This window comes from Massilia sp. LXY-6 (assembly GCF_051233485.1).
Lineage (GTDB): Bacteria > Pseudomonadota > Gammaproteobacteria > Burkholderiales > Burkholderiaceae_D > Telluria.
Window position 1 is genome coordinate 179,027 of sequence record NZ_JBKFGF010000021.1, and the last position, 22,918, is coordinate 201,944.

The 22,918-nt window shown below is 68.7% G+C and carries 22 protein-coding genes; 15 read left to right on the forward strand and 7 right to left on the reverse strand.

Annotated features, from left to right (window positions below; genetic code table 11):
* Positions 1 to 9: 9 nt before the first annotated feature.
* The 8 genes from modA (at position 10) to ACI48D_RS11235 (ending at position 8,372) form a co-directional block, all read left to right on the forward strand.
* Complete coding sequence (gene modA, locus ACI48D_RS11200) at positions 10 to 780, forward strand: molybdate ABC transporter substrate-binding protein (RefSeq protein ID WP_435571288.1); 771 nt, start codon at positions 10 to 12, stop codon at positions 778 to 780.
* Positions 777 to 1,451: a molybdate ABC transporter permease subunit gene (modB, locus tag ACI48D_RS11205; protein ID WP_435571289.1), complete on the forward strand. Its 675-nt coding sequence runs from the start codon at positions 777 to 779 to the stop codon at positions 1,449 to 1,451. The genes modA and modB overlap by 4 nt, the downstream gene beginning before the upstream one ends.
* A 9-nt stretch (positions 1,452 to 1,460) precedes the next feature.
* Positions 1,461 to 2,156 (forward strand): ABC transporter ATP-binding protein, encoded by a 696-nt coding sequence (locus ACI48D_RS11210; RefSeq protein ID WP_435571290.1) that lies wholly within the window; start codon positions 1,461 to 1,463, stop codon positions 2,154 to 2,156.
* A 2-nt stretch (positions 2,157 to 2,158) separates the two neighbouring features.
* Positions 2,159 to 2,977 (forward strand): TOBE domain-containing protein, encoded by an 819-nt coding sequence (locus ACI48D_RS11215; protein WP_435571291.1) that lies wholly within the window; start codon positions 2,159 to 2,161, stop codon positions 2,975 to 2,977.
* Positions 2,978 to 3,034: 57 nt separating this feature from the next.
* Positions 3,035 to 4,570, forward strand: a complete 1,536-nt coding sequence (locus tag ACI48D_RS11220) for a CHAD domain-containing protein (RefSeq protein WP_435571292.1) — start codon at positions 3,035 to 3,037, stop codon at positions 4,568 to 4,570.
* A 216-nt stretch (positions 4,571 to 4,786) separates the two neighbouring features.
* Positions 4,787 to 5,626, forward strand: coding sequence for an alpha/beta fold hydrolase (locus ACI48D_RS11225; protein WP_435571293.1), 840 nt, complete (start codon positions 4,787 to 4,789; stop codon positions 5,624 to 5,626).
* A 108-nt stretch (positions 5,627 to 5,734) separates the two neighbouring features.
* Positions 5,735 to 7,417, forward strand: a complete 1,683-nt coding sequence (locus ACI48D_RS11230; RefSeq protein WP_435571294.1) for an acid phosphatase — start codon at positions 5,735 to 5,737, stop codon at positions 7,415 to 7,417.
* A 169-nt stretch (positions 7,418 to 7,586) separates the two neighbouring features.
* Positions 7,587 to 8,372, forward strand: a complete 786-nt coding sequence (locus ACI48D_RS11235; RefSeq protein WP_435571295.1) for a DUF4142 domain-containing protein — start codon at positions 7,587 to 7,589, stop codon at positions 8,370 to 8,372.
* 67 nt (positions 8,373 to 8,439) lie between these two features.
* On the opposite strand, the gene ACI48D_RS11240 is transcribed toward ACI48D_RS11235, so the two are convergent.
* The 4 genes from ACI48D_RS11240 to ACI48D_RS11255 form a co-directional block, all read right to left on the reverse strand.
* The gene (locus ACI48D_RS11240) at positions 8,440 to 10,029 is read right to left on the reverse strand and encodes an ATP-binding protein (RefSeq protein ID WP_435571296.1); all 1,590 of its coding nucleotides are present in this window, start codon (positions 10,027 to 10,029) and stop codon (positions 8,440 to 8,442) included.
* Between the two features lie 5 nt (positions 10,030 to 10,034).
* On the reverse strand, positions 10,035 to 10,844 hold the full coding sequence (locus ACI48D_RS11245) for an alpha/beta fold hydrolase (protein ID WP_435571297.1): 810 nt from the start codon (positions 10,842 to 10,844) through the stop codon (positions 10,035 to 10,037).
* Between the two features lie 123 nt (positions 10,845 to 10,967).
* The gene (locus ACI48D_RS11250) at positions 10,968 to 11,594 is read right to left on the reverse strand and encodes an FMN-binding negative transcriptional regulator (protein WP_435571298.1); all 627 of its coding nucleotides are present in this window, start codon (positions 11,592 to 11,594) and stop codon (positions 10,968 to 10,970) included.
* Positions 11,594 to 12,055 (reverse strand): OsmC family protein, encoded by a 462-nt coding sequence (locus ACI48D_RS11255; RefSeq protein WP_435571299.1) that lies wholly within the window; start codon positions 12,053 to 12,055, stop codon positions 11,594 to 11,596. Before ACI48D_RS11255 ends, ACI48D_RS11250 begins: the two co-directional genes overlap by 1 nt.
* A gap of 79 nt (positions 12,056 to 12,134) precedes the next feature.
* On the opposite strand from ACI48D_RS11255, the gene ACI48D_RS11260 reads away from it, so the two are divergent.
* Positions 12,135 to 13,370, forward strand: coding sequence for a PLP-dependent aminotransferase family protein (locus ACI48D_RS11260; protein ID WP_435571300.1), 1,236 nt, complete (start codon positions 12,135 to 12,137; stop codon positions 13,368 to 13,370).
* On the opposite strand, the gene ACI48D_RS11265 is transcribed toward ACI48D_RS11260, so the two are convergent.
* The gene (locus tag ACI48D_RS11265; protein ID WP_435571301.1) at positions 13,360 to 14,616 is read right to left on the reverse strand and encodes a hypothetical protein; all 1,257 of its coding nucleotides are present in this window, start codon (positions 14,614 to 14,616) and stop codon (positions 13,360 to 13,362) included. The genes ACI48D_RS11260 and ACI48D_RS11265 overlap by 11 nt on opposite strands.
* Before the next feature lie 132 nt (positions 14,617 to 14,748).
* Here ACI48D_RS11265 and ACI48D_RS11270 point away from each other — a divergent pair, with 132 nt between their 5' ends.
* The 4 genes from ACI48D_RS11270 to ACI48D_RS11285 all read left to right on the forward strand — a co-directional run bounded on the left by ACI48D_RS11270 (position 14,749) and on the right by ACI48D_RS11285 (position 19,479).
* Positions 14,749 to 15,336, forward strand: a complete 588-nt coding sequence (locus tag ACI48D_RS11270) for a DNA-3-methyladenine glycosylase I (RefSeq protein WP_435571302.1) — start codon at positions 14,749 to 14,751, stop codon at positions 15,334 to 15,336.
* A gap of 2 nt (positions 15,337 to 15,338) precedes the next feature.
* Entirely contained in the window at positions 15,339 to 17,033 is a 1,695-nt protein-coding gene (gene mnmC / locus ACI48D_RS11275; RefSeq protein ID WP_435571303.1) for an FAD-dependent 5-carboxymethylaminomethyl-2-thiouridine(34) oxidoreductase MnmC, read from the forward strand.
* Between the two features lie 71 nt (positions 17,034 to 17,104).
* Entirely contained in the window at positions 17,105 to 17,848 is a 744-nt protein-coding gene (locus ACI48D_RS11280) for a sensor histidine kinase (protein WP_435571304.1), read from the forward strand.
* The gene (locus ACI48D_RS11285) at positions 17,845 to 19,479 is read left to right on the forward strand and encodes a tetratricopeptide repeat protein (RefSeq protein ID WP_435571305.1); all 1,635 of its coding nucleotides are present in this window, start codon (positions 17,845 to 17,847) and stop codon (positions 19,477 to 19,479) included. The genes ACI48D_RS11280 and ACI48D_RS11285 overlap by 4 nt, the downstream gene beginning before the upstream one ends.
* A 26-nt stretch (positions 19,480 to 19,505) precedes the next feature.
* On the opposite strand, the gene ACI48D_RS11290 is transcribed toward ACI48D_RS11285, so the two are convergent.
* Positions 19,506 to 20,153: a PhaM family polyhydroxyalkanoate granule multifunctional regulatory protein gene (locus tag ACI48D_RS11290; RefSeq protein ID WP_435571306.1), complete on the reverse strand. Its 648-nt coding sequence runs from the start codon at positions 20,151 to 20,153 to the stop codon at positions 19,506 to 19,508.
* 75 nt (positions 20,154 to 20,228) lie between these two features.
* Here ACI48D_RS11290 and ACI48D_RS11295 point away from each other — a divergent pair, with 75 nt between their 5' ends.
* Entirely contained in the window at positions 20,229 to 21,404 is a 1,176-nt protein-coding gene (locus ACI48D_RS11295) for a DUF3108 domain-containing protein (RefSeq protein WP_435571307.1), read from the forward strand.
* Between the two features lies 1 nt (position 21,405).
* A complete protein-coding gene (locus ACI48D_RS11300; RefSeq protein WP_435571308.1) occupies positions 21,406 to 22,176 on the forward strand; it encodes a DUF3108 domain-containing protein in 771 nt (256 codons plus the stop codon).
* A gap of 99 nt (positions 22,177 to 22,275) precedes the next feature.
* On the opposite strand, the gene ACI48D_RS11305 is transcribed toward ACI48D_RS11300, so the two are convergent.
* Positions 22,276 to 22,728: a hypothetical protein gene (locus ACI48D_RS11305; RefSeq protein WP_435571309.1), complete on the reverse strand. Its 453-nt coding sequence runs from the start codon at positions 22,726 to 22,728 to the stop codon at positions 22,276 to 22,278.
* Between the last annotated feature and the right edge of the window lie 190 nt (positions 22,729 to 22,918).

The following is a 22,918-nucleotide window of genomic DNA, read 5'->3' on the forward strand; positions in this document are numbered from 1 at the left end:
GTTTTCAGGATGGGAGAGGTCGTGCGGATTTCTGTAACGCAAAAGCTCGTCGCCGCCATCGTGCTCACGCTGGCGGCAAGCCTGGCGCAGGCCGGCGATGTGCACGTGTCCGCCGCGGCCAGCCTGACCAATGCCTTCAAGGATATTGCTGAGAGTTATGAAGCCCAGCATGCGGGCACCAAGGTCCTGCTGAACTTCGGCGCTTCCGGCGCCCTGTTGCAGCAGATGGCCCTGGGCGCGCCGGTCGACGTGTTCGCGTCCGCCGACATCGAGACGATGGACCTGGCCGCGAAGCGTGGCCTGGTCGCGAACGGCGAGCGCCGCAACTTCGCGCGCAACAGCCTGGTCGTGATCGTGCCGCGCGACAGCAAGACCGCCCCGGGCCGCCTGCAGGACCTCGGCCGGCCATCCGTGCAGAAGATCGCCATCGGCAACCCGGCCAGCGTTCCCGTCGGCCGCTACAGCCGGCACGCTTTGGCGTCGGCGAGGCTGTGGCCCGGTATCTCCGCCAAGGCCATCAACACCCAGAACGTGCGCCAGTCGCTCGACTACGTGGCGCGCGGCGAGGTCGATGCCGGCTTCGTCTACGGCACCGATGCCGCCGTCATGAAGGACAAGGTCCGGGTGGCGTTCGAGGTGCCGCTCGATATCGCCATCGCTTATCCGATCGCGCCCACGGCCGCCAGCGCCGATCCGCGTGAAGCCCGGCGCTTCATCGCGTTCGTGCTGTCCCCGGCGGGGCAGGCGGTGCTGGCGAAATACGGCTTTCTGAAGCCATGAGCGTGGAGGCCTGGTCGGCGCTGGCGCTTTCCCTGAAGGTCGCGGGCTGCGCCACCCTGATCAACCTGGTGTTCGGCGTCGGCGTCGGCTTCCTGCTGGCGCGTCGGCGCTTTCCGGGCCGTGAACTGCTGGATACCCTGCTGACCCTGCCGATGGTGATGCCGCCGACCGTGCTCGGCTACTATCTGCTGGTGCTGATCGGCCGCCATGGCTGGCTCGGCGCCTGGCTGCAGGAGCGCTTCGGCATCAACCTGATCTTCACCTGGCAGGGCGCCGTGATCGCCGCCGCCGTCGTCATCTTCCCCCTGGTGTTCAAGCCGGCCCGCGCCGCCTTCGAGGGCGTCGACGGCCAGCTGGAGCAGGCCGCGCGCGTGCTCGGCATCTCCGAGGCCGCGCTGTTTTTCCGCGTCACGCTGCCGCTGGCCTGGCGCGGCATCCTGGCCGGCGTCCTGCTGGGATTCGCCCGCGCGCTGGGCGAGTTCGGCGCGACCCTGATGGTGGCCGGCAGCATCCCCGGCCGCACCCAGACCCTGTCGATCGCCGTCTACGAGGCGGTCCAGGCCGGGCAGGACGACACCGCCAACCTGCTGGTGCTGCTGACCTCCGCCGTCTGCATCGCGGTACTGCTGGCCGCCGGCCGCCTGGCGCCTGGCCGCCTGGCCGGCCGCTAGGGGAAGGCGATGCTGCTCGATCTCGACATCCTCAAGCTGCTGCGTTCCGGCAGGCAGGCCTTCGAGCTCGACGTGCGCCTGAGCACGGACAGCCAGCGCATCGTCATCATCGGACCGTCCGGCTCCGGCAAGAGCCTGACCCTGAAGGCGATCGCCGGCCTGCTGCGCCCCGACGCCGGCCACATCCGGCTCGACCGTCAGGTCCTGTTCGACGCGGCCCGCGGCATCGACCTGCCGCCGCAACAACGCGCGCTGGCCTATGTGTTCCAGGACTATGCCCTGTTCCCGCACCTGACCGTGCGCCAGAACATCGCCTTTCCGCTGGTGGGCGGCTGGCTCAACCCGCGCCGCCATCACCACCACGAACGGGTCGACTACTGGTGCGACGCGTTCCAGCTCGGCCACGTGGCCGACCAGTATCCGGACGAACTGTCGGGCGGGCAGAAGCAGCGCACGGCGCTGGCGCGGGCCCTGGTGACCCAGCCGCGCGCGCTGCTGCTGGACGAACCGTTCGCCGCGCTCGACCGCGACTTGCGGGCCCGCATGCGCACCGAACTCAAGGAGTTGCAGCATCGCCTGCAGGTGCCGATGGTGATGATCACCCACGATCCGGAAGATGCCGAGGTGTTCGGCGACCACGTGCTGGACCTGCGCGACGGCCGGCTCGAACCCGGCGCCGGACCAGGAAGCTTTCGCAAAGGATGAACATGGACCGCATGGAAGAGAAAACGGCGATCGGCCTCGATGGCGAGATCTGGATGACGGTGGGCGGGGAACACCTCGGCGGCCCCGGACGGATCACGCTGCTGGCGAAGATCGGCGAATGCGGCTCGATCACCCAGGCGGCGAAGGCCATCCGGATGAGTTACAAGGCGGCCTGGGACGCCATCGATGCCATGAACAACCTGGCGGGCGAGCCGCTGGTGGAGCGCCTGGCGGGCGGCAAGGGCGGCGGCGGCACCCGCCTGACCGCGCGCGGCGCGCAGCTGGTGGCGAACTTCCGGCTGATCGAACGCGCGCACCGCAACTTCGTCCAACGCCTGGGAGAGCAGGCGGCCGGCATCGCCGACGATTATTTATTGATTAGGAAGATGAGCATGAGAACCAGTGCACGCAACCAGTTTTCCGGAAAAGTCACCCGTCTCACGCGCGGCGCCGTGAACGACGAGATCGAGCTGGCGGTCACGGGCGGCCACGCCATCGTCGCCATCGTCACGCACGAGAGCGTCGACAGCCTCGGGCTGCGGGTCGGGTCAGAAGCCTTCGCCCTGGCCAAGTCCTCGTCCATCATCCTGGTGGCGGATGACGACGGCGCGCGCTATTCCGCGCGCAACCGCCTGCGCGGCACCATCGCCCGGGTCGAACCCGGCGCCGTCAACACCGAGGTCGTGATCGACCTGCCGGGCGGCGGTTCGGTCGCCGCCATCGTCACCCTGGAAAGCAGTCATGCGATGGGACTGGCGGTGGGTGGAACGGTGACGGCGATGTTCAAGGCATCGAGCGTGATCGTCGGCGTGCCCGCCTGAGCGGTGTGCCCGCTCCTTGCCGAACGCGCTACAGTAACGGTGTTCGAAGGAGAAATCATGGAATGCGAAATCAAGCTGGCCCTCGATAGCGCCAGCGCCGGCCAGGTCAGGAAAATCCCGTTTTTGCGGCCGCCGGACGGCGCCAAACCGGAGGAGCGCGAACACGTCGACCGTTATTTCGACACCGCCGACTTCAGCTTGTGGCAGCACGGCTACGCGCTGCGCGTGCGCAGCGAAGGCATGCGCCACGTGCAGACCCTGAAGGGCGGCGGCACCGTGGTCGCCGGCCTGCACCGGCGCGTCGAGCTGGAAGCCGAGGTGGCATCGAGCGAACCGGACCGTGAACTGTTCGCGCGCCAGTTGCGCGAAGTCCTGCCGGCGCTGGCGAAACAGCTCGGACGGCATGAGACGCCGCTGGAACCGGTGTTCGTCAACAAGGCCAAGCGCAGCGCCTGGATGGTGGAGCTGGACGGCGGCGCGCAGGTCGAATGCGCCCTCGATACTGGAGAGTTGCAGCGCGGCGACCGCACGGTCCCGGTGCGCGAGCTGGAAATCGAGATGAAGAACGGCGATCCCGCGCGCCTGTACGAGCTGGCGCGCCGGGTGCACGAGGCGCTGCCGGTGCGGATCGAAAATATCAGCAAGGCCGAGCGCGGCTATGCGCTGGCCGGCGCCGTCGCGCCGCGCGCCGTGAAGGCAAGCGCGGTGGCGCTCAAGCGCAAGGCCAGCATGGGCGAAGCCCTGGCCGGGATCCTGCGCAACTGCCTGGAGCAGATGCAGGCCAACGAGCAGGGCGTGCTGTCCGGCGAGGTCGAGAGCCTGCACCAGATGCGGGTCGGGCTGCGCCGCCTGCGCGCGGCGATGGCGATGGTGAGGGGCATGGTGCAGCTGCCGCCGCCGCTGGCGGCCGACGTCGAATGGCTGGCCGGAGAGCTGGGCGACGCCCGCAACTGGGACGTCTTCATCGAGTCGCTGCTGCCGGGGCTGCCGCTGCCGGAAGAGCACAAGCCGGCGCTGGCGCGGGTCGCGGTGGCGGCGCGCGAAGAGGCGGAACGGCACCGCGCGCGCGTGCGCGGGGCGGTCGGCAGCCCGCGCTACACGGGCCTGATGCTGGGCCTGGGCGCCTGGATCGCCGGCCAGGGTTGGAAGCAGGCCGATTCGATCCCCGAGGGCGCGCCGGCGGATGCGCTGAAACAGAAGGTGGCCAAGGCCGCGCCGCGCCTGGTGCAGCATGCCGCCGCGCGCGTGCGCAAGCGCGCCCGCGGCTTCGACCTGAAGCAGCCCGCATGCCTGCACAAGGTACGCATCGCCGCCAAGAAGGAACGCTATGCGCGCGAATTCTTCGAGGCCTTGAGTCACGGTAAAAAGGAAGCGCGCCGCCACGACCTGCTGACCGGCATGCAGGACGAACTGGGCCTGCTGAACGACAGCGTGGTCGCGCGCGAACTGGTCGCCCAGCTGCGCGAGCGCGTGCCGCAGGAGCTTGCGCTGCTCGGCTTCATCGAGGGCGTGCTGGCGGCGCGCGCTCTTGATGCCTTGCCGCGCGCGGGCAAGCAGGTGCGCCGCAAGCTGCGTGCGCGGGCAGCGTTCTAGCCCACTACTAAAATTGGTGCCGGTATATTTCCCGACCGCCGGCGCCGGTAGGGCGGCCAGGCCGCCGGCTCTTTTCCCTAGGAGCGAGAGATAGTGTGGCGCCCGAATGTGACAGGCGTTTGACGCGATCGCGGTTCCGTCATTCATGCGTTGCGAATTGACGCTGGTGGCCTATGCGGCGACCATCGCAAGAGTCCTCTGCGAAAGGGTCGTCACATGAAACGCCTGCTGGCCGGTTTGCTGTCCCTGTCGTGCATCCACACCGTGGCCGCCGAAGCGCCGGGCGAGCACTTCGCGCGCGTCGGCGGCAACGAGCTGGCCTGGGAATGCCGGGGCGAGGGCGGCAAGACGGTCGTGCTGATCGCCGGCATGGGGCTCGACGCGCATGTCACCTACAAGAATACCTTCCGCAATTTTTCGGTGCCGGGCTACCAGGTCTGCCTGTACGACCGTGCCGGCGTCGGCAAGAGCACGCCGCAAAGCAAGGCCCGGCCCTTGCGCGCGCTGGCCGATGAGCTCGATGGCCTGGTCCGCGAGCGCGGCTGGGGCGACGTGGTGCTGGTGGCCCATTCCTTCGGCGGCCTGATCGCCCGCGCCTATGCGCAAGCCCATCCGGAAGCGGTGAAGGGCGTGGTGTTCGTCGACTGCGTGCACGAGTCCTGGTATCCGGCCCTGCAGCGGGCCATGTCGCCGGACGGCTGGCGCACCATGGACATGATCATCGCCTGGGAACGGGACCGCAACTCGCACGAGGATTTTCCGGAAGCCGTGCAGGCCCTGAACGCCAAGCCGGGCAAGCTGAACGTGCCGGTCACGGTGCTCAGCCGCGGCCTGCCCTATACCAACATCCGGCAGGCGAAGATGAGTTACGACGACGTCGATGCCTTCAACACGACCTGGGATGCGGCCCAGTTCGAGCTGGCGAAAATCTCCGCCGACATGCGCCATGTGCGGATGCGCTATACGGCCCACATGTTCGACGAGCAGGACCCCTGGCTGGTGCTGGACGAGATCGGCCTGCTGCTGAAACGCGTCGAGGCGCATGCACGTCAATAAGCGCGACGACATCGTGCTTGTTGTCGTTTGAATCTTTTCCGCCTGGCAAAAAACGCAGATAATCAGCGTTTCGCGGTCCCGTCCGCCGCGCCCGTCCAGGAGAACCCCGTGCAAGAACAGCATCCCGACCACGCGCCGCCGGAAGCCGGCCAGCCCGCCAATCCTTCGCGCCGCAAGATCTTCCAGGCCGCCGCCGCGGTCGGCCTGTCGACGGCACTGCCGGCTGCCAGCGAAGCCGCCCCGGCCGCACACAAGGCCGCCAGGGCCGGCAAGGCCGGCGCAGGCTCGCTCGACGCCAAGCTCAAGGAACACGTCAAGAACGTGGTCGTGATCTATCTCGAGAACCGCAGCTTCAACAACCTGTTCCCCGATTTTCCGGGGCTGGCCCAGCCGCTCGCGAGCGTGCCGGCGGCCGCCGCCGCGCAGAAGGACCGCGACGGCTCGGTGCTGCCGGAACTGCCGAAGTTCTGGGGCGGTATGGTGCCGGCACGCCAGAACCTGGGCGGCAAGGATTACATCATCAAGGAAGACGACATCCAGCACCTGCCGAACGCGCCGTTCAAGCTGAGCGATGCGGAAGGCAAGCCGCTGCCGGAAGGGCTCGTCACGCGCGACCTGGTGCACAACTTCTACCATAACCAGATGCAGATCAACGGCGGCAGGAACGACGGCTTCGTCGCCTGGGGCGACAGCGGCGGCCTGGTGATGGGCCATTACGGCGAAACGGCGAAGAACCTGGGCCTGGTCCAGATCGCGCGCGCGTTCACGCTGTGCGACAACTTCTTCATGGCGGCCTTCGGCGGTTCCTACCTGAACCACCAGTTCCTGATCAGCGGCCGCACGCCGGAATTCTTCAACGCTGGCGATACCCCGGCGAAGAAGAAGATCGCGGTGCTCGAAGACGGTCCGCAGGGCGTACGCCTGGCGCTGGCGCCGGACTCGCCGAAGTCCGCGCTGGAAGGCAAGCCGAAGTTCGTCAACAGCGGCGCCATCACGCCGGACGGCTATGCGGTCAACACCATGGCGCCGCCTTACCAGCCGAGCTGGGTGCGCCCGGCGCCGGGCGGCGATGCCGGCATGGCCGACCCGCAGGACCCGTCCGTGCTGCCGCCGCAAAGCTATCAAACGATCGGCGACCTGCTGTCCGAGCGGAAAGTAGGCTGGGCCTGGTACGGCGGCGCCTGGCAGGCGGCGCTGGACGGCCGCGGCGAAGGCGCGCGCCCGAACTTCCAGCATCATCACCAGCCGTTCAACTACTTCAGGCAGTTCGCGCCGGGCACGCAGGCGCGTGAAGAACACCTCCGCGACGGCGGCCTGGGCGACAGCCCGATCTCGAACAAGTTCATCGCCGACGCGGTGGCCGGCCGCCTGCCGGCAGTCAGCTTCTACAAGCCGCAGGGAAACCTGAACCTGCACGCCGGCTATTCGGACATCGAGTCGGGCGACGCCCACGTCGCCAACGTGATCGAGCACCTCAAGAAATCGCCGCAGTGGCACAACATGGTGGTCGTGATCACCTTCGACGAGAACGGCGGCTGGTGGGACCACGTGGCGCCGCCCGAGGGCGACCGCTGGGGGCCGGGCTCGCGCATTCCCGCGATCGTGGTCTCGCCGTTCGCGAAGAAGGGCGCGGTCGACCACAACTTCTACGACACGACGTCCATCCTGCGCTTCATCACCCGCCTGCACGACCTGCCGCTGCTGGAAGGCCTGGCTGCCCGCAACGCCGCCTTTGCCGCGCGCGGCGCGCGTCCGCCGGGCGACCTGACGGCCACGCTCAGTTTCCGCTGAGCGGCCTCGCACGCCTGGAAAGCGGTCCTGCGGGGCCGCTTTTTTTATGGAAAATTTCCTATTGGCTAACGCGCGCTGTACAGGAAAGCGCGGCGATACACTGGTGCGACCGTTGTCATTTGAACACGGAATTTACCGCGAACTTTCACATAAAGATCAGGAGATTGACATGCAGAAGAATAAAACCTTGAAAGGGCTGCTGGCCGTGTCGGCAGTGGCAGCAATGTTCAGCGCCGTCGGCGTGCAGGCCCAGACGACGACCGGCTCCAGCCCGTCGCAGACCGGCACCAGCAGCACCAACCCGAACATGGCCGGCAAGACGACCAAGGAAGGGACGATGGACAACACCAACAGCACCGGCATGGAAAACCGGACCAACCAGATGAACAAGAAGGGCAGCAGCGGCATGCACTCGTCGGGCACGAGCGCCACGGGCGGCAGCGCAGCGGGCCAGAGCGCAGCGGGCACCGCGGCCGGTACGGCGGCGTCTGGCGCCAAGCTGAGCAGCGGCGACCAGAAGATCCTGAAGGACATCGCGATGGCCGACATGGCGGAAGTCGAAGGCGGCAAGCTGGCCCAGAGCAAGGGCCAGAGCAGCGAAGTGAAAGCCTTCGGCCAGCAGATGATCGACGACCATAGCGCCAACCTGAAGGAAGTGCAGACCCTGGCCCAGGCCCGCGGCGTGACCCTGCCGGCCGAACCGGATGCCAAGCACAAGGCCATGGCCGCCAAGCTCGAGAAGATGAGCGGCACCGATTTCGATAAGGCTTACATGAAGCAGGCCGGCGTGCAGGACCACAAGACCGTCCACGCCAAGCTGATGGCCGACCAGAAAAAGGCCAAGGATCCGGAAGTGAAGGCACTGGTCGACAAGACCGAGCCGGTGGTGGCACAGCACCTGAAGTCGGCGCAGCAGATGCCGGCGCCGAAGTCGGGGACGACTGCGGGCAAGTAAGCGGATTCGTCAGCGTTAAGCGTCGCCCCCGCGCACACTTGGATCCCCGCCTGCGCGGGGACGACGTCTACACACAGCTCTTCTGCATCAACAACTCCCTCAACTGCTCCACATCGACCGGCTTGGTCAAGTGATGATCGCAGCCCGCCTCGAGCGAGCGCTGGCGGTCCTGGTCCTGGCCCCAGCCGGTGGTGGCGATCAGCGTCAGACCGGCGCCGCCGGGCAGGGCGCGCAGGCGGCGTGCCAGTTCGTAGCCGTTCAGGTCGGGCAGGCCGATGTCGAGCAATACCGCGTCGGGCCCGAATGCCGGCGCGATCGCGAGCGCCGACTGGGCCGTGTGTGCCATCCGGGTGTCGCAGCCGTAGATCCCGAGCGCCAGCGCCAGCGCTTCGGCGGCATCGGGGTTGTCGTCGACCACCAGCACCCGCATCCCTTCCGCGGCCCCTTCCGCTCCGGGCCGTGAAGCCTGCCCCGCGGGCGCATCGCATCCGCGCGCTGCCTCCACCAGCAGCGGCAGGCGCACCGTGAATTCGCTGCCCAGGCCCGGCCCCGCGCTGGCGGCATGGATGCTGCCGCCGTGCAGTTCGACGATGCCGCGCACCAGCGCCAGGCCGATCCCGAGGCCGCCCCTGGCCCGGTCCAGGGCCGGTTCCAGCTGCGAGAACATGTTGAAGACGCTCTCCAGGGCGGCGGCTGGAATGCCGATCCCGGAATCGCGCACGCGCAGCTCGGCAAAGCCGGCCGCGGCGGCCAGGCGCAGCTCGATGGTGCCGCCGTCCGGCGTGTACTTGATGGCGTTGGTCAGCAGGTTGACGACCACCTGCGACAGCCGGGTGGCGTCGCCGTCGACCAGCAGCGGCGCCGCCGTGATGTCCAGGCGCAGCGTATGGTGGGCGGCGCACATGGCCGCGGCCAGGTCCTGGGCCGCGCCCTGTGCGAGCGGCCCCAGCTCGACCGGAGCGCGGCGCAGCTGCATCCGGCCCTGGGTGATGCGCGAGACTTCCATCAGGTCGTCGACCAGGCGGGTCAGGTGGCCCAGCTGGCGGTCGAAGGCTTGCAGCAGGCGCTCGTCGCTGCCCTGGCGTCCGCCCAGGCGCAGGATGTCGAGCGCGTTGCGCATCGGCGCCAGCGGGTTGCGCAGTTCGTGCGACAGGGTCGCCAGGAATTCGTCCTTGCGGCGGTCCGCCGCCGACAGCTGGGCGTTCAGGAACCGCAGCCGGGCCTCCGCGCGCTGGTGCGCTTCCAGCGCCGCCTCGGCCGTGCGGCGCGCCTCCAGCAGTTCGCGTTCGTAGGCCTGGCGGTCGACCGACTGGAACAGGGCCCAGTGGTCGACCACCCGGTCGTCCTGGCAGGCGCGCACGATGTTGACCAGCACCGGCAGGCATTCCGCGCGCCGGTTGCACAGGTCGATCCGGACCTCCGTCACCGCACCCTGGTCCTGCAGCAATGGCAGGCAGTGGGTGGTGTGGAACAGGCGTGCGCCCATCGGCAGCAGGTCGGGCATGCGCAGCTTGCCCACCAGTTCCGCTTCCTCGTAGCCGAGCCAGGCGCGCACGGTGGCGTTGGCGCGCAGGATCAGGCCCTCCGCATCGGTCAGCAGCAGGCCGCAGGCGGCCTGTTCGAACAGGGCGTCGGCGCCGGGCAGGTTGGCGTCCACGTCGGTCAGCGCAGGGCTTGCGCGAGGAAGGCGTCGATGGCGCGCGAGGATTCGGTAGGCGCGCTCAGGTGCGGGCAATGGCCGACGTTGTGGATCGTGCGCAGCGTGCTGGCCGGCAGGTGGCGCTCCAGCCAGGCGCCGACCTCGCGCGGCGCGATCAGGTCGTCGCTGCACTGCAGGATCAGGGCCGGCGCCGGCGAGCGCGGGACGTCGGCGCGGTGGTCCGACAGGAAGGTCACGCGCGCAAAATGGCGGGCGATGCCAGGATCGTTGCGGCAGAAGCGGTCGGTGAGTTCTTCACGCAGCAGCGGCTGGTTCGGCGCGCCCATGATCATCGGCGCCACGCTGCGCGACCAGCCGAAGTAGTCCGTCTCCATGGTGTCGAGCAGTCCGTCGATGTCTTCGCGGTTGAAGCCGCCGACGTAGCCGACCTCTTCATCGTTGATGTAGCAGGGCGAGGGGCCGACCATGACCTGGGCCTTGAAGCGCTGCGGTTGCGCGATCGCGGCCAGCATGCCGATGGTGGCGCCGACCGAGTGCCCGACGACGACGACCGGTCCGGGCGAGACGACATCGAGGATCTCGAGCAGGTCGGCGGCGTGGCCGTGCAGGGTGCCGTATTTGATGCGGTCGTAGGCCGCCAGGTCCGACTGGCCGCAGCCGGTCAGGTCGTAGGTGACGACGCGGAAGCGCTCCTCATAGGCCGGGGCCAGGGCGCGCCACATGGTCTGGTCGCAGCCGAAACCGTGGATGAACACCATCGTGGCAGCGCCCTTGCCGTTGACATGGACGTGATTGCGAGTTTGTAGAGACATGACTTCCTCCCCTTGCCGTGGCGGCAGAAAGGAACTCTGTTAAATGGAAATTGCGATCGTGTAATAAAAAAGCATTCCCATTGTGCGCCGCAATTTGAGGCCATGTCCAGTAAAAGATTGCAATCACCGAGGCCCGGGTTGGGGCCCGAGGCGGGCATGTAAACACGCCGTCATGCCGCTTGCATCGGCGATGCGCGTGCGCTCGGCCTCGCTGCGGTTCTGGCTTGTCTTCCACTTGCCTTGCAGGCGTTCGATGGCGATCTCGATGCCGACCGTGGCCCGTACCAGCTTGTCGACGTAGTCGCGCGGCGCGGCGTCGACGCTCCAGCCGTGGCCATGCGCCTCCTCCTGCCTGCGCGTCATCCGGCGCATGTGGGCCAGCAGCCATCCGGCGTCGTCGACCGTGCGCAGGCGCCCGTGCGCGTGCACCACCGCGTAGTTCCAGGTCGGCACCGCGCGCCCTTCGACGGCCTGCAGGTCGTAGAGTTCGGGCGAGACGTAGGCGGACGGGCCCTGGAACAGCGCCAGCACCGCTGCGCCGTCCTGCTGCCACAGCGGATTGGCGCGCGCCACGTGGGCACGCAGGATGCCGTACGGCGCCTCGGCGGATGCCGGCACCAGTTCGAAGGGGAGGTGGTTGGCGGCCAGCCCGTCGCCGTCCAGGCGCACCAGGGCGCCCAGCGGATGACGTTCGACCAGGCCGTGCAGGACCTCGATGCGCTCCTCGGAAAAATGCGCGGGGACGTACATCAGCCTTCCTCCTCGACCGTGACTTCGCCACGCAAGGAGCTGGCGATGTAGCAGCGCGCGTGGGCTTCGTGGTGCAGGGCGGTCAGCACCGCGGCATCCGGCCGGCCGCCGGCGAACGCGATGCGCGGGCGCAGCACGATCCGCACGATCGCCGGCCGGCCGTGGTCATCAAGGTCGAGGAAGCCGCTGGCATGGTCGCGGTAGCTGTCGACCACCAGGCCGCGCGCCGCCGCCAGCGACAGGAAGAACAGCATGTGGCAGCTGCTCGCGGCCGCGACCAGGGCTTCCTCCGGATCGACGGCAGCCGGATCGGACATCGGCAGCGGCACCGACAATGGCGAGGACGAGGCCGGCACCGACAGGCCGCCGTCGAACTGCCAGGTATGCGCGCGGCTGTAGCGTTGGTCGCCGAAGGGCTGGGTGCCGCGTTCCCAGGCCAGGCTGGCGTCGAATGTTTTCATGGCCCCATCATAGGCTCGGAAGTGGCTTGCCGAAACAGCCAATAAGGACGAAGATGGGCGTACCAATTTTCGCCAGCCCATGCACGTCCACGAGATCCTCGCCGCCGTCCCGCTCGACCGTAGCGCCGCCACGCCGCTGTTCCGCCAGCTGTACCTGCGGATGAAGGAAGCCATCCTGGCGGGCGACATCGGCGCGTGCGCGCGGCTGCCGGCCACGCGCGAGCTGGGCCGGCTATTGAAAGTCTCGCGCCAGACCGTGCTGGCGGCCTACGAGCAGCTGATGGCCGAGGGCTACCTGGAGGGCACGGTGGGGAAGGGCAGCTTCGTCAGCGCCTCGCTGCCGGCCGCGGTAAGCAGGGTAGTGCGGGAGGAGTCCGCCGCGCCGCTGGTGCGCCCGCTGTCCGCGCGCGGCGAAGCGCTGGCGGGGACGATGGCACGCGTGCGCCACCACGACGGCCCGCTGCGCACCTTCCGCATCAGCATGCCGGGCCTGGACCTGTTCCCGTTCGAGGTCTGGCGCAAGCTCGAAGCGCGCCACTGGCGCCGCCGCGAAGTCCCGCTCGGCTACGGCGGCGCGGCCGGCCATGCGCCGCTGCGCGAACTGCTGTGTGCCTACCTGAAGGCGTCGCGCGGGGTGCGTTGCGTGCCGGAGCAGATCGTCGTCACCGCCGGCGCGCAGCAGGCCCTGTACCTGCTGGCCCAGCTGCTGCTGGCGCCGGGCGAGGGCGTGTGGCTGGAGTCGCCGGGCTACCAGGGCGCGCTGGCGCCGTTCGCGGTGGCGGGCGCGCGGATCTGTACGGGCTGCGTGATCTACGTCGGCACCCTGTCGAAGGTACTGTTTCCGGGCCTGCGCCTGGGCTATATCGTGGCGCCGCCGGGCCTGGCCGAGCCGCTGGCGCGCGCCAAGGCCGTGGTCGACCGCCACAGCCCGATCGTGCCGCAGGCGGTGCTGGCCGACTTCATCCAGGAAGGCCACTTCGCGCGCCACATCCGGCGCACCCGCGACGCCTACGGCGAACGGCGGGTCGCGCTGCTGGAGGCGCTGCGGCAGCGCCTGGATGGGGTGCTTGCCTGCGGCCCGTCCGACGCCGGCCTGGATGTGTGCGTGGGAGTCACAAATGGACTCGGCGAGCTTGATGCCGCCGCGCGCGCCGCCGCGGCCGGGGTCGACGTGCGCACGCTGTCGTACTACACGAACCCCGGCGCCGGCCCCGATTGCGCGATGCCGCCCGGCCTGCTGCTGGGCTTTTCGGCCTTCACGCCGGAGCAGATCCGCGCCGGCGTGGCGCGCCTGGCGCAGGCACTCATCCGCTGATGATGTTGCGCCGCAGGCGGCGCTGCAGCAGCAGGGCGGCGGCCGCCGTACAGCTCAGCCACAGGCCGTCCGGCTCGGGCAGGTCGAGCGGCTTGGCCGGGATCTCGCCGCTGGGGAGACCGGTGCGCAGGTCCGGCGCCGGCGGCTTGCCGGTATCGCCGCCGGGCTTGCTGCCCGGGCCTTGGCTGGCAGGGGTGCCAGGCTTGCCGGGGCCGCCGGTGGCGTTCGGCGCCGTGTCGCCGTTGCCGCCGTTGCCGGCGTCCTTGGCCGGCGCGCCCTCGGTGCTGCCGGTGCCGCCAATGCCGCCGGTGCTGCCAGTGCCATCCGTGCCATCCGTGCCATCCGTGCCGCCAGGGCCATCAGTGCCACCGCCGCCGGCAACCGTTGCGCCGGGCGTGCCCGTCGCGCCGACCTTGGTCCCGCCGCTGCCCGTCGTGCGCGTGCCCAGCTGGTAAGGCGAGCCTGCCAGGCTGGCGAGCAGCGCCTGCCTGCGCTCGGCGTCGAACAGGCTGTCGAGGCGTGACTGGCCGGGGCCGGCCTGCGGCTGGGCGGCGGCCAGCAGTCCAGCCCCGTTGGGGAAGGACGGCAGCGCAAACTGCCGGCCCTCGTCCTGTTCGCCGAGGGCGAAGGCGACCTTGCGCAGTGCGCCCTCGCCGCCGTTGCGGGCTTGCTCGAGCGGAGTGTCGAGTTCGCGCTCGTCCGGGCCGGTGGCCTCGACCGGGAGCTGGGGCGTGTCGGAAATGCGGTTGCCGCAGCGCGCGCGGATGTCGTTCCGGCCGTCGGACAGCACGGACTCGCCTTCGGCCAGCGTCACCGTGTGCGCGGTCCAGTACACCCGCTCGCCCTTGCGGTACGACACGTACACGGCGCGCGCCGCGGCGACGCTGCGCAGGCTGGCCTTGTCGACCGCGAACCCGGCGTAATGCGCGGCCACCACCTTGTCGGCCATGACGGCGCGGGCCAGCTCCATGCGGTCGGTCACGCCGCCGGGCACGATCGAATACGGATAGACGCGCCGCGCCGCCGCGGGAGCATCCTGCGCGCCGACGCGCGATCGCTCCGGCGCGGCCGGCATTGGCGTGGCCCGCGTGGCGGCCTGCGCGGCATCCCGGTCCGGGCGCAGCGCTTGCGGTTGCAGCAGGAACGCCGCGCAGGCCGCGCCGACGAGCATGATCGTCACGGCCACGCGCTGTTGCAGGCGCGCCCGTTCCACGCTGCGCCGGAGGTAGGCCTTGCGGATTTCCATGCCCAAAAGACGCCTAGTAGGAGAGGTCCTACAGCCTAAAGCTTTGCAGTTGGCAAATCTACATTTTTGTTGGAATTATGTCTTTCAATGTAGACATTAGGAGACACCGGGGCCGAGGTTTATACTGTGGCCATGAACGCCACCCGCTGCACCTGGGCCAATATGGCCAATCCGCGCTACGTCGCCTACCACGACCATGAGTGGGGCGTGCCCTGCCATGACGAGACCACGCTGTTCGAGATGCTGAACCTCGAAGGGGCGCAGGCCGGCTTGTCGTGGGAGACGATCCTGAACAAGCGCGACAACTACCGCGCCGCGTTCGACGGCTGGGACGCGGAAAAGATCGCGCATTACGGCGACGCCAAGCTAGCCGAGCTGCTGGCCAATCCGGGCATCGTGCGCAACCGCCTGAAGCTCGCGGCCGCCGTCGGCAACGCCAGGGCCTACCTGGCGATGCGCGCGGAAGGGCTGACGCTGGACCGCTACCTGTGGGCTTTCGTCGACCGCCGGCCGATCGTCAACGACTGGCCGGATGGCGCGCGCCCGGCGCGCACCGAGCTGTCCGACCGCATCTCGAAAGACCTCGGCAAGCGGGGTTTCAAGTTCGTCGGCTCGACCATCGTGTATGCCTACATGCAGGGCATCGGCATGGTGGATGACCACGACCGTGGCTGCCTGTGCCGCCGGCGCACGCAAGCGCGGGACGCATACGGGACCTGATCATGGACTACCGGGACGCATGGCACAGCCAGGCGCACTTTACGGTGTTCGACGCCGGCTACGGTGAAGGCGGCGCGTGCAATGTGCTGGCCGACGTCTGGCGCACCGATCCGCACCGCTCGCCGCACCTGCACCTGATCGCCCGCTGCACGCATCCGGAGCCCAACTGCCTGCTGCCGGGCTTCCACCGCATTCCTCAGGCCGAACCCGGCGTGACGCTGGACCTGATCAACGCCCCGCTCGAGGAGGCCCTCGGCCAGCTGACGGCGCGGGTCGACCTGTTCCGCTTGCACGGCCTGGAAGACGCCGGCACCGGCTTCGCGCGCGCGCTGGCGCGCGTGGCCGCGCCCAAGGCATGGCTGCAGGGCCAGGGCTTGAGCCCGGAGCAGGTGGCGGCGCTGGAAGCCCAGGGTTTCGTGTTCGAACCGTGTACCGAACCGGGCAAGCAAAAGGCGCGCTTCGCCAGCCGCAAGCCGCAAAAGCCGCCGCCGCCGGTGCCGGAGCGCCGCGCCATCGTGCTCGGCGCCGGCATCGCCGGTTCCGCCGCCTGCGAGCGCCTGTGTGCGCGCGGCTGGGACGTGACCCTGGTCGAGCGCCACGAGCGTCCTGCCATGGAAGCGTCCGGCAACCGGGCCGGCATTTTCATGCCGCTGGTCTCGCGCGACGACAACATCCCGACCCGCCTGACCCGCGCCGCCTACCTGTACGCGCTGCGCCACTGGGAGCGCCTGGGCGGCATCGGCCCCGGCCGCAGCATCGAAGGTGAGGCTTGCGGCGTGCTGCAGCTGGCGCGCGACCCCGGCCACGCCGAGGTGCAGCGCGCGATCGCGGCGAGCGGCGCGCTGCCCGCCGACTTTGCCGAATGGCTCGAACGGCCGCAGGCCGAAGCCCTGCTGGGCCTGCCCGCGCCGGACGGCGGCTGGCTGTTCCGCCAGGGCGGCTGGGCCCGGCCCGGCAGCGTGTGCGAGGCGATGCTGGCGGCCTGCGGCGGACGCCTGCAGCAGCGCTTCGGCACCGGCAGCGTGCGCATCGGCTACGAGGATGGGCACTGGGAACTCAGCGACCAGCACGGCGCCGTGGTGGCGCGCGCGCCCACCCTGATCCTGGCCAACGGCGCCGGCGCCCTGCAGGTCCCGCACGCCGCGCCGCTGCCGCTCACCGCGCTGCGCGGCCAGGTCAGCCACCTGCCGGCGGAGATGCTGCCGGCGCTGCCGGTGGTGCTGTGCCGCGAAGCCTACCTGACCCCGCCGTCGCACGGCGTGGCCAGCGCCGGCGCCACCTACGACCTCGACGACAATCCCGAGCTGTCGCCCGCCAGCCACGAGGAAAACCTGCAGCGCCTGCGCGGCCTGCTGTCCGATCCGCAGGCAGCGCAGGGGGCGCCGCTGGAGGGACGCGTCGGCTTCCGCTGCATCGCCCCCGACCGCCTGCCGCTGGTCGGCCGCCTGCCGGATTTCGATGCGGCCGGGAATACCGAGCGCCTGCGCGACGTGCCGCGCCATCCCGGCCTGTACGCGCTGCTGGGCTATGCCTCGCGCGGGCTGATCTGGGCCGGCTGGGCCGCCGAACTGCTCGCCGCCCAGCTGGAGGGCGAGCCGCTGCCGCTGGAAGCGTCGCTGGTCGACGCGCTCGACCCGGCCCGCTTCGTGTTGCGCGCACGCCGCAGCAGCCGCGGTCCGCAGCTACCCGATATTTAATTTCCTATGAGCAATTTCACTGACTGAAGTACAATTGGCGTCCGGCAACATTTCACTATTGAAAGGTTGAGATGGACGAGCTCCTGGCAGACCTGCAGCACCCCGCGCCGCCTCCCCACGACCTGTTCCTGTTTCTCGCATCGACCGCGCACGACATGAAGAACTCGATCAGCGTCCTGTCCGGCACGCTGGAGCACCTGCTGGTCGCGCATTCCTCTCTTCCATCCCCGCAAACGGAACCGGCCTATGCGCAGATGGCGCACATGCTGTACCAGACCAAGCGCCTGAACGACAACCTGATGCAGCTGCTGGCCCTGTACAAGCAGGTCGGCAAGCCCGAGTATCCTTTCGACCTCCAGCCGCACGAGCTGGGCCAGCTGGTCGACCAGGTGGTGGCGATCGAGCGCGTGCTGCTCAAGTCGCGCGGCATCAGGCTGGAGCTGGACTACGATCCGCACCTGATCTGGCCCTTCGACGAAGACCTGGTCGTCGGCGTGCTCTCGCATGCGATCAACAACGCCATCCACTACACCTGCGACACCGTACGCCTGGCGATCCGCGAGCGCCAGGGCTGGCTCGAACTGCGCATCGAGGACAACGGCCCCGGCTATCCGCCGGCGCTGCTGAAGGCGGGCGCGATCGCCACGCGCGAGGTGGCGGGCGGGATCAACTTCCTGACCAACAGCGTCGGCCTGGGCCTGTATTTTTCCAGCGAAGTCGCAAAGATGCACCGCCACCGCGGCCGCAGCGGCAGCCTGCGCCTGGAGAACGGCGGCGCATACGGCGGCGGCTGCTTCATCCTGCAGCTTCCATGAATGTGGCCGCGGCCGACCAGGTCGACTGGGCCGGCAAGAATTACCTGGTGATCGACGATTTCGTCGGCGTGCGCCAGCTGCTGCGCGAAAGCCTGCGCAGCCTGGGCGCGAAGAACATCGACCAGGCATCAAGCGGCGGCGAGGCGATGGGCCTGCTCTCGCGCATCCGCTACGACGTCGTGCTGTGCGACTACAACCTGGGCGAGGGCAAGAACGGCCAGCAGGTGCTGGAAGAGGCGCGGGTGCGCAACCTGATCAATCCGAGCACCGTGTGGCTGATGGTATCGGCCGAGAAGAGCGTGGAATCGGTGATGGGCGCCGCCGAGCACCAGCCGGACGCCTACCTGATCAAGCCGATCACCGAAGGCGTGCTGCTGACGCGCCTGAACCGCGTATGGCACAAGAAGCAGGTGTTCCGCATGATCGACCAGGCCTGCGCAGAGAAGGATTACCTGCGCGCGGCCAGGCTGTGCGACGCCCGGATCGACAACGACAAGGTGCATGAGCTCGACCTGCTGCGCATGAAGGCCCGGCTGATGGAGAGAAGCGGCCAGCCGGCCAGGGCGCGCGAGGTCTACGAGCAGGTGCTGGAACAGCGCGAATACCAGTGGGCGCGCGCCGGCCTGGCCAAGATCCGCATGGCCAACGGCGAATTCGAACAGGCGCGCCAGATCTTCCAGGGCGTGATCGCGGAAAACCGCTACTACATCGACGCCTACGACCAGCTGGCCGCCGCCTACCAGAACATGGGCAAGCTCGAGGAAGCCTGCGCGATCCTGGAACGCGCCGCGAAACTGTCGCCGAATTCGGTGCCGCGCCAGCGCAGCCTGGGGAATCTCGCGCTCAGGCTGGGAAACGTGCAGATCGCCGAGAAGGCCTTCCGCAAGTGCATTGCGATCGGCGAGTACTCGATCATGAAGACGCCGGACGCCTATCTCGGGCTGGCGCGCGTGTGCGGCCAGAAGAACGATCCGAAGGAAGCGCTGCAGCAGCTGGCGGCGGCCCAGCGCGAGTTCGGCCACGCGCACCCGGACCTGCCGCTGCGCGCCAAGATCACCGAGGGCCTGGTCTATCACGAGAGCGGCGACTACCGGCGCGCGCGCAAGGCCGGCGACGAGCTGGAAGCGATGCTGAAGCTGACGCCCGAGCGCCCGGACACCGCCACCTGCCTGGAGCTGGCGACCCTGCTGTTCGCGGTGGGGGTGAAGGAAGCGCCGGTCGAACTGCTGTGCTACGTGATCCGCAACAACCACGACAACCCGCTGCTGCTGGACGAGGTGCAGGCGATCTTCGACAAGGCGCGTTTGAAAGACGAGGGCCAAGACCTGATCCGCTCCTCGAAGAAGGAAGCGGCGGACCTGATGAACCAGGGCGTGCTGCTGTGGAAGACCGGCAAGCTGACCGAGGCGCTGGAGTGGATGCGCAATGCGAGAAAGGCGGTGCCGAACAACCAGCGCATCCTGTTCAACACGGCCCAGATCATGGTGTCGCACATGCAGCAGCACGGCCACGACGAGTGTTTACACGCCGAGGCCTGTGAGGTGCTGCACCACGTCGATCGCCTGCTGCCGGGCCAGCAGCGCTTTGCGCAGCTGATCGAACAGCTGGCGCAGCTGCGGCCGGCGGCGTAGGGTGGGCACAACGTGCCCACCCCACATTACGCCTTGTCCGCCTTCGGCTTGCCGCCGCGCGCCCGGCCATTGCCGTTCGGCGCGGCGCCCGGCTCCGGCGCCGTGTGCGGTGCCTGCGCATCGCCCTGCGGCTCCGTCTTGGCCGCCCCATCGGCCGGCGCCATCGCCGTCGCTACTGCCTGCGTGAACTGTTGCTGAAGCATATTCCACCAAGCCAGCGCGGCCGGCATCGCCGCCGCCGCGGCACCGGCCGCGGGGTCTTGCCCCGGCGCGGCACCCGGCTGGGCCGTGCCACCGCCGCCGCCGGCAGCCGCGCCCGCCGCCGGCTGGCCGAAGAAGGGGCCGAAGGGCATGCCGGCTATTTTTTCGGTGCTCACGCCGGACTGGCGCATCGCCTCGGCCATCGAGGCGCCCATCGATTTCAGGGTGGCCAGGGTGGCGCGCTGGACTTCCATGGTCTGGATCGTCCCGCGCAGCATGGTGACGTTCATGTTCAGCCAGGATTCGACGGCTTTCAGATCGGCGATCCGCTTGTCGAGGTCTTCGGCCGAGAGCGGGGGGGCGCTCATGCCGGACATGTTCGTGCCGGGAAGGTTCATCGAACCCCACAGGTTCTTGACGAAGTCCAGCGTATCCGTCATCCCGGGTATGTTGGTGGCAGGTGGTTTCAGCATGGTTGGAGTCTCCGTTTGTGGTCCCGCTTAGCGTAACAGATTAGCCATGCCGCTCATAGACGTTACACTAGGCGGATGAGCCTCGCTATCGCTTCGAACCGCCGCCGCCGGAAAATCGTGCTGGGAACGGCCACGGTCCTGCTGCACCTGCTGGTGCTGGACTGGTTCAGCAGCCAGCTCGGACGGCCGCGCGGCGAGGTGGGGCAGCGCGAGGCGCCGCCGATGGCGGCCGAGCTGATCGACATGCCATACACCCCGCCGCCGCAGGCGCAGCCGGTGCCGCCACAGCCGGCGCTCGCGCCGCCGCCGCTGCCGCAGTTGCCGCTCGAACCGGTGGAGGTGGCGCAGGCCGACACCGACACGGCCCCGGCCACCGCCACCGCCCCCGCCGACGGTGCGCAGGCCGGCGCGCCCGATGCGGCGCCCGCCGCCGTGCCCGATGCTGCGCCGGCTGCCGGTGCCGCCGGGCAGGGGGGCGCCGCCCTCGCCGCCGCCGACGTACAATCGTCCCGGGCCGGCGCGCCGGCGCAGCCGGCCGCGGAACCTGCGGCCAGGCCCGCGCCCGAAGCGCGCCGCTACAAGGTCGACCTGCCGCCCCCGGCCGACATCACGCTCGACGTCGCGCGCACGGATCCGAACGGCACGCGCTGGAGCGGCGATGCCCTGCTGTCGTGGACGCTCACGCCGACCTCGTACAAGATCCGCGTCGAGGCCGGCATCACGGTCGTGTTTGCCCACGTGAACCTGGTGGCGCTGACCAGCGAGGGCACGGTCGGCGAGGAAGGCTTCATGCCGAGCCTGATGACGGAAAAGCGGCGCGGCCGGTCGATGACGGCCACCCACTTCAACCGCAAGGACGGCAGGCTCAGCTTTTCGGCGTCGGAAGCGAATTACCCGCTGGTGTGGGGCGCCCAGGACAAGGCCAGCGTGCCGCTGCAGTTGACGGCGATCGCGCGCGGCGATCCGCAGCAATTGTCGGGAAATATCGACATCCTTGTCGGCGAAGACCGCGACGCCAGCGTTTTCAGCTTCAAGGTGCTCGGCCAGGAACAGCTCGACACGCGCATGGGCAAGATCGCCACCTGGCACCTGGCGCGTCCTCCCAAGCCGGGTTCGTACAACTCGCGCCTGGACCTGTGGCTGGCGCCCGACTACGGCTGGGTGCCCGTGCAGATCCGTAACCTTGAAGCGAGCGGGGCGGTGACGACCCAGACCGTGAACAATATCGTGATGAAGAATTCAGGAAGCTGACATGAACAAGATCTGGAAACTGGCCGGCCTCGCGGGCCTGGGCACACTGCTGGCGGCGACGATGGCGCTGCGCGATGCGGGCGCGGCGGACGATCATCCGGCGCAGCTGCGCCCCTTCAAGCTGCCGCCCTCGGCCGACCTGGCGTACTCGATCAGTGCGCGCCAGCGCGGCTTCACCCTGAACGGCGAAGCCAGCCTGGTCTGGCGCCAGGGCGACGGCAAGTACACGATCAACACCGATTCGCGCGTCGCCATGCTGGGCAAGCTGACCGAAAACCGCAGCCAGGGCACGATCGACAGCTTCGGCCTCGCGCCGGTGGAGTACTACGACAAGCGCTTCCGCAAGGACCCGGTCACGGCGACCTTCGACCGCGAGGCCAAGAGCATCAGCTTCAGCGACGGCAAGCAGACCTACCCGATCAAGGGCGGCGAGCAGGACCGGGTGTCGATCTCGTGGCAGCTGATCGGGGTGGCACGCGCGGCCAAGGACAAGTTCAAGCCGGGCTCGACGTGGGACTTTTTCGTGGTCGGCCCGCACGACGCCGACCCGTGGACCTTCCGCGTGATCGGTCGCGAAAAGGTGCAGGCCGGCGCCGCCATCGGCACGGTCGACACCATCCACGTGCTGCGCGAACCGCCGCCGGGTTCGAAGGACCAGACCCTCGACATCTGGCTGGCGCCGTCGCTGGAGTGGTATCCGGTCAAGCTGCGCTTCGTCGACAACGAGCGGGATTATGTCGAGCAGACGCTGGAAAAGATCACGCGCCGTTAATCGTCATTCCCGCGAAGGCGGGAATCCAGGTTCTGCTTGAGCTAACGGAACGCCTGCAAACTTGGATTCCCGCCTGCGCGGGAACGACGAGCTGGCGACTCAGTCCTGCACCCCCGGATCGTCCGGCGAATCATTCTCCCAGTGCAAGATCATCTCCTTCGGCGCATTTCCCAGCCTGACCGTGCGCTTGAAGGTCTTGCCCTCGGCCGCCGCGCTGATCCGGTAAGTGCCCGGCGGCAGCTTGGCGTAGAACAGGGGGCCGGTGTTGGCCACGCTTAGCACGCTGGCGCCCCTGGCATCTGCAATGTCGAGCTGGACGTCGGAGCGGTAGGCGCCGGTCTGCTTGGTGGCGAAGGTCAGCTGCAGGTTGTAATCGGCGCGCAGGGCACGCATTGCGTTCTGCTCGTCCATTCCGACGCCGCCGCTGATGTAGGTGACGCCGTTCTGCTCTTTCGGCTGGCCCAGCGCGGCGTGGGCGGCCGGGGCCAGGCCGGCGGCCAGGGCCAGCGCCAGGGCCAAGGGCAGGACCGCGTTCGCAAGTGGCTTTTGCATGGCACTCCTCCTTCAATAAATATCATCATAGTCATTATCTTGCGGCCGGGGGAGGGCCGGCGCGCGGCTGAGTTCGTCATTTGCGGACCCGGAAAAATTGCACTGTTGGCAAGTCAAGCCCTACCCGTCATCCGTTGCATATTGGCGAGTCCTTATTAGTTGCCTGGTCTTAACTACCCGACTTAACTGA

Bases quoted from the DNA above. Each gene is read 5' to 3' on its own strand.
- modA (WP_435571288.1), top strand. From the start codon at position 10: ATGGGAGAGGTCGTGCGGATTTCTGTAACGCAAAAGCTCGTCGCCGCC.
- modB (WP_435571289.1), top strand. From the start codon at position 777: ATGAGCGTGGAGGCCTGGTCGGCGCTGGCGCTTTCCCTGAAGGTCGCG.
- ACI48D_RS11210 (WP_435571290.1), top strand. From the start codon at position 1,461: ATGCTGCTCGATCTCGACATCCTCAAGCTGCTGCGTTCCGGCAGGCAG.
- ACI48D_RS11215 (WP_435571291.1), top strand. From the start codon at position 2,159: ATGGACCGCATGGAAGAGAAAACGGCGATCGGCCTCGATGGCGAGATC.
- ACI48D_RS11220 (WP_435571292.1), top strand. From the start codon at position 3,035: ATGGAATGCGAAATCAAGCTGGCCCTCGATAGCGCCAGCGCCGGCCAG.
- ACI48D_RS11225 (WP_435571293.1), top strand. From the start codon at position 4,787: ATGAAACGCCTGCTGGCCGGTTTGCTGTCCCTGTCGTGCATCCACACC.
- ACI48D_RS11235 (WP_435571295.1), top strand. From the start codon at position 7,587: ATGCAGAAGAATAAAACCTTGAAAGGGCTGCTGGCCGTGTCGGCAGTG.
- ACI48D_RS11245 (WP_435571297.1), bottom strand. From the start codon at position 10,844: ATGTCTCTACAAACTCGCAATCACGTCCATGTCAACGGCAAGGGCGCT.
- ACI48D_RS11250 (WP_435571298.1), bottom strand. From the start codon at position 11,594: ATGTACGTCCCCGCGCATTTTTCCGAGGAGCGCATCGAGGTCCTGCAC.
- ACI48D_RS11255 (WP_435571299.1), bottom strand. From the start codon at position 12,055: ATGAAAACATTCGACGCCAGCCTGGCCTGGGAACGCGGCACCCAGCCC.
- ACI48D_RS11260 (WP_435571300.1), top strand. From the start codon at position 12,135: ATGCACGTCCACGAGATCCTCGCCGCCGTCCCGCTCGACCGTAGCGCC.
- ACI48D_RS11265 (WP_435571301.1), bottom strand. From the start codon at position 14,616: ATGGAAATCCGCAAGGCCTACCTCCGGCGCAGCGTGGAACGGGCGCGC.
- ACI48D_RS11270 (WP_435571302.1), top strand. From the start codon at position 14,749: ATGAACGCCACCCGCTGCACCTGGGCCAATATGGCCAATCCGCGCTAC.
- mnmC (WP_435571303.1), top strand. From the start codon at position 15,339: ATGGACTACCGGGACGCATGGCACAGCCAGGCGCACTTTACGGTGTTC.
- ACI48D_RS11280 (WP_435571304.1), top strand. From the start codon at position 17,105: ATGGACGAGCTCCTGGCAGACCTGCAGCACCCCGCGCCGCCTCCCCAC.
- ACI48D_RS11285 (WP_435571305.1), top strand. From the start codon at position 17,845: ATGAATGTGGCCGCGGCCGACCAGGTCGACTGGGCCGGCAAGAATTAC.
- ACI48D_RS11290 (WP_435571306.1), bottom strand. From the start codon at position 20,153: ATGCTGAAACCACCTGCCACCAACATACCCGGGATGACGGATACGCTG.
- ACI48D_RS11295 (WP_435571307.1), top strand. From the start codon at position 20,229: ATGAGCCTCGCTATCGCTTCGAACCGCCGCCGCCGGAAAATCGTGCTG.
- ACI48D_RS11300 (WP_435571308.1), top strand. From the start codon at position 21,406: ATGAACAAGATCTGGAAACTGGCCGGCCTCGCGGGCCTGGGCACACTG.
- ACI48D_RS11305 (WP_435571309.1), bottom strand. From the start codon at position 22,728: ATGCAAAAGCCACTTGCGAACGCGGTCCTGCCCTTGGCCCTGGCGCTG.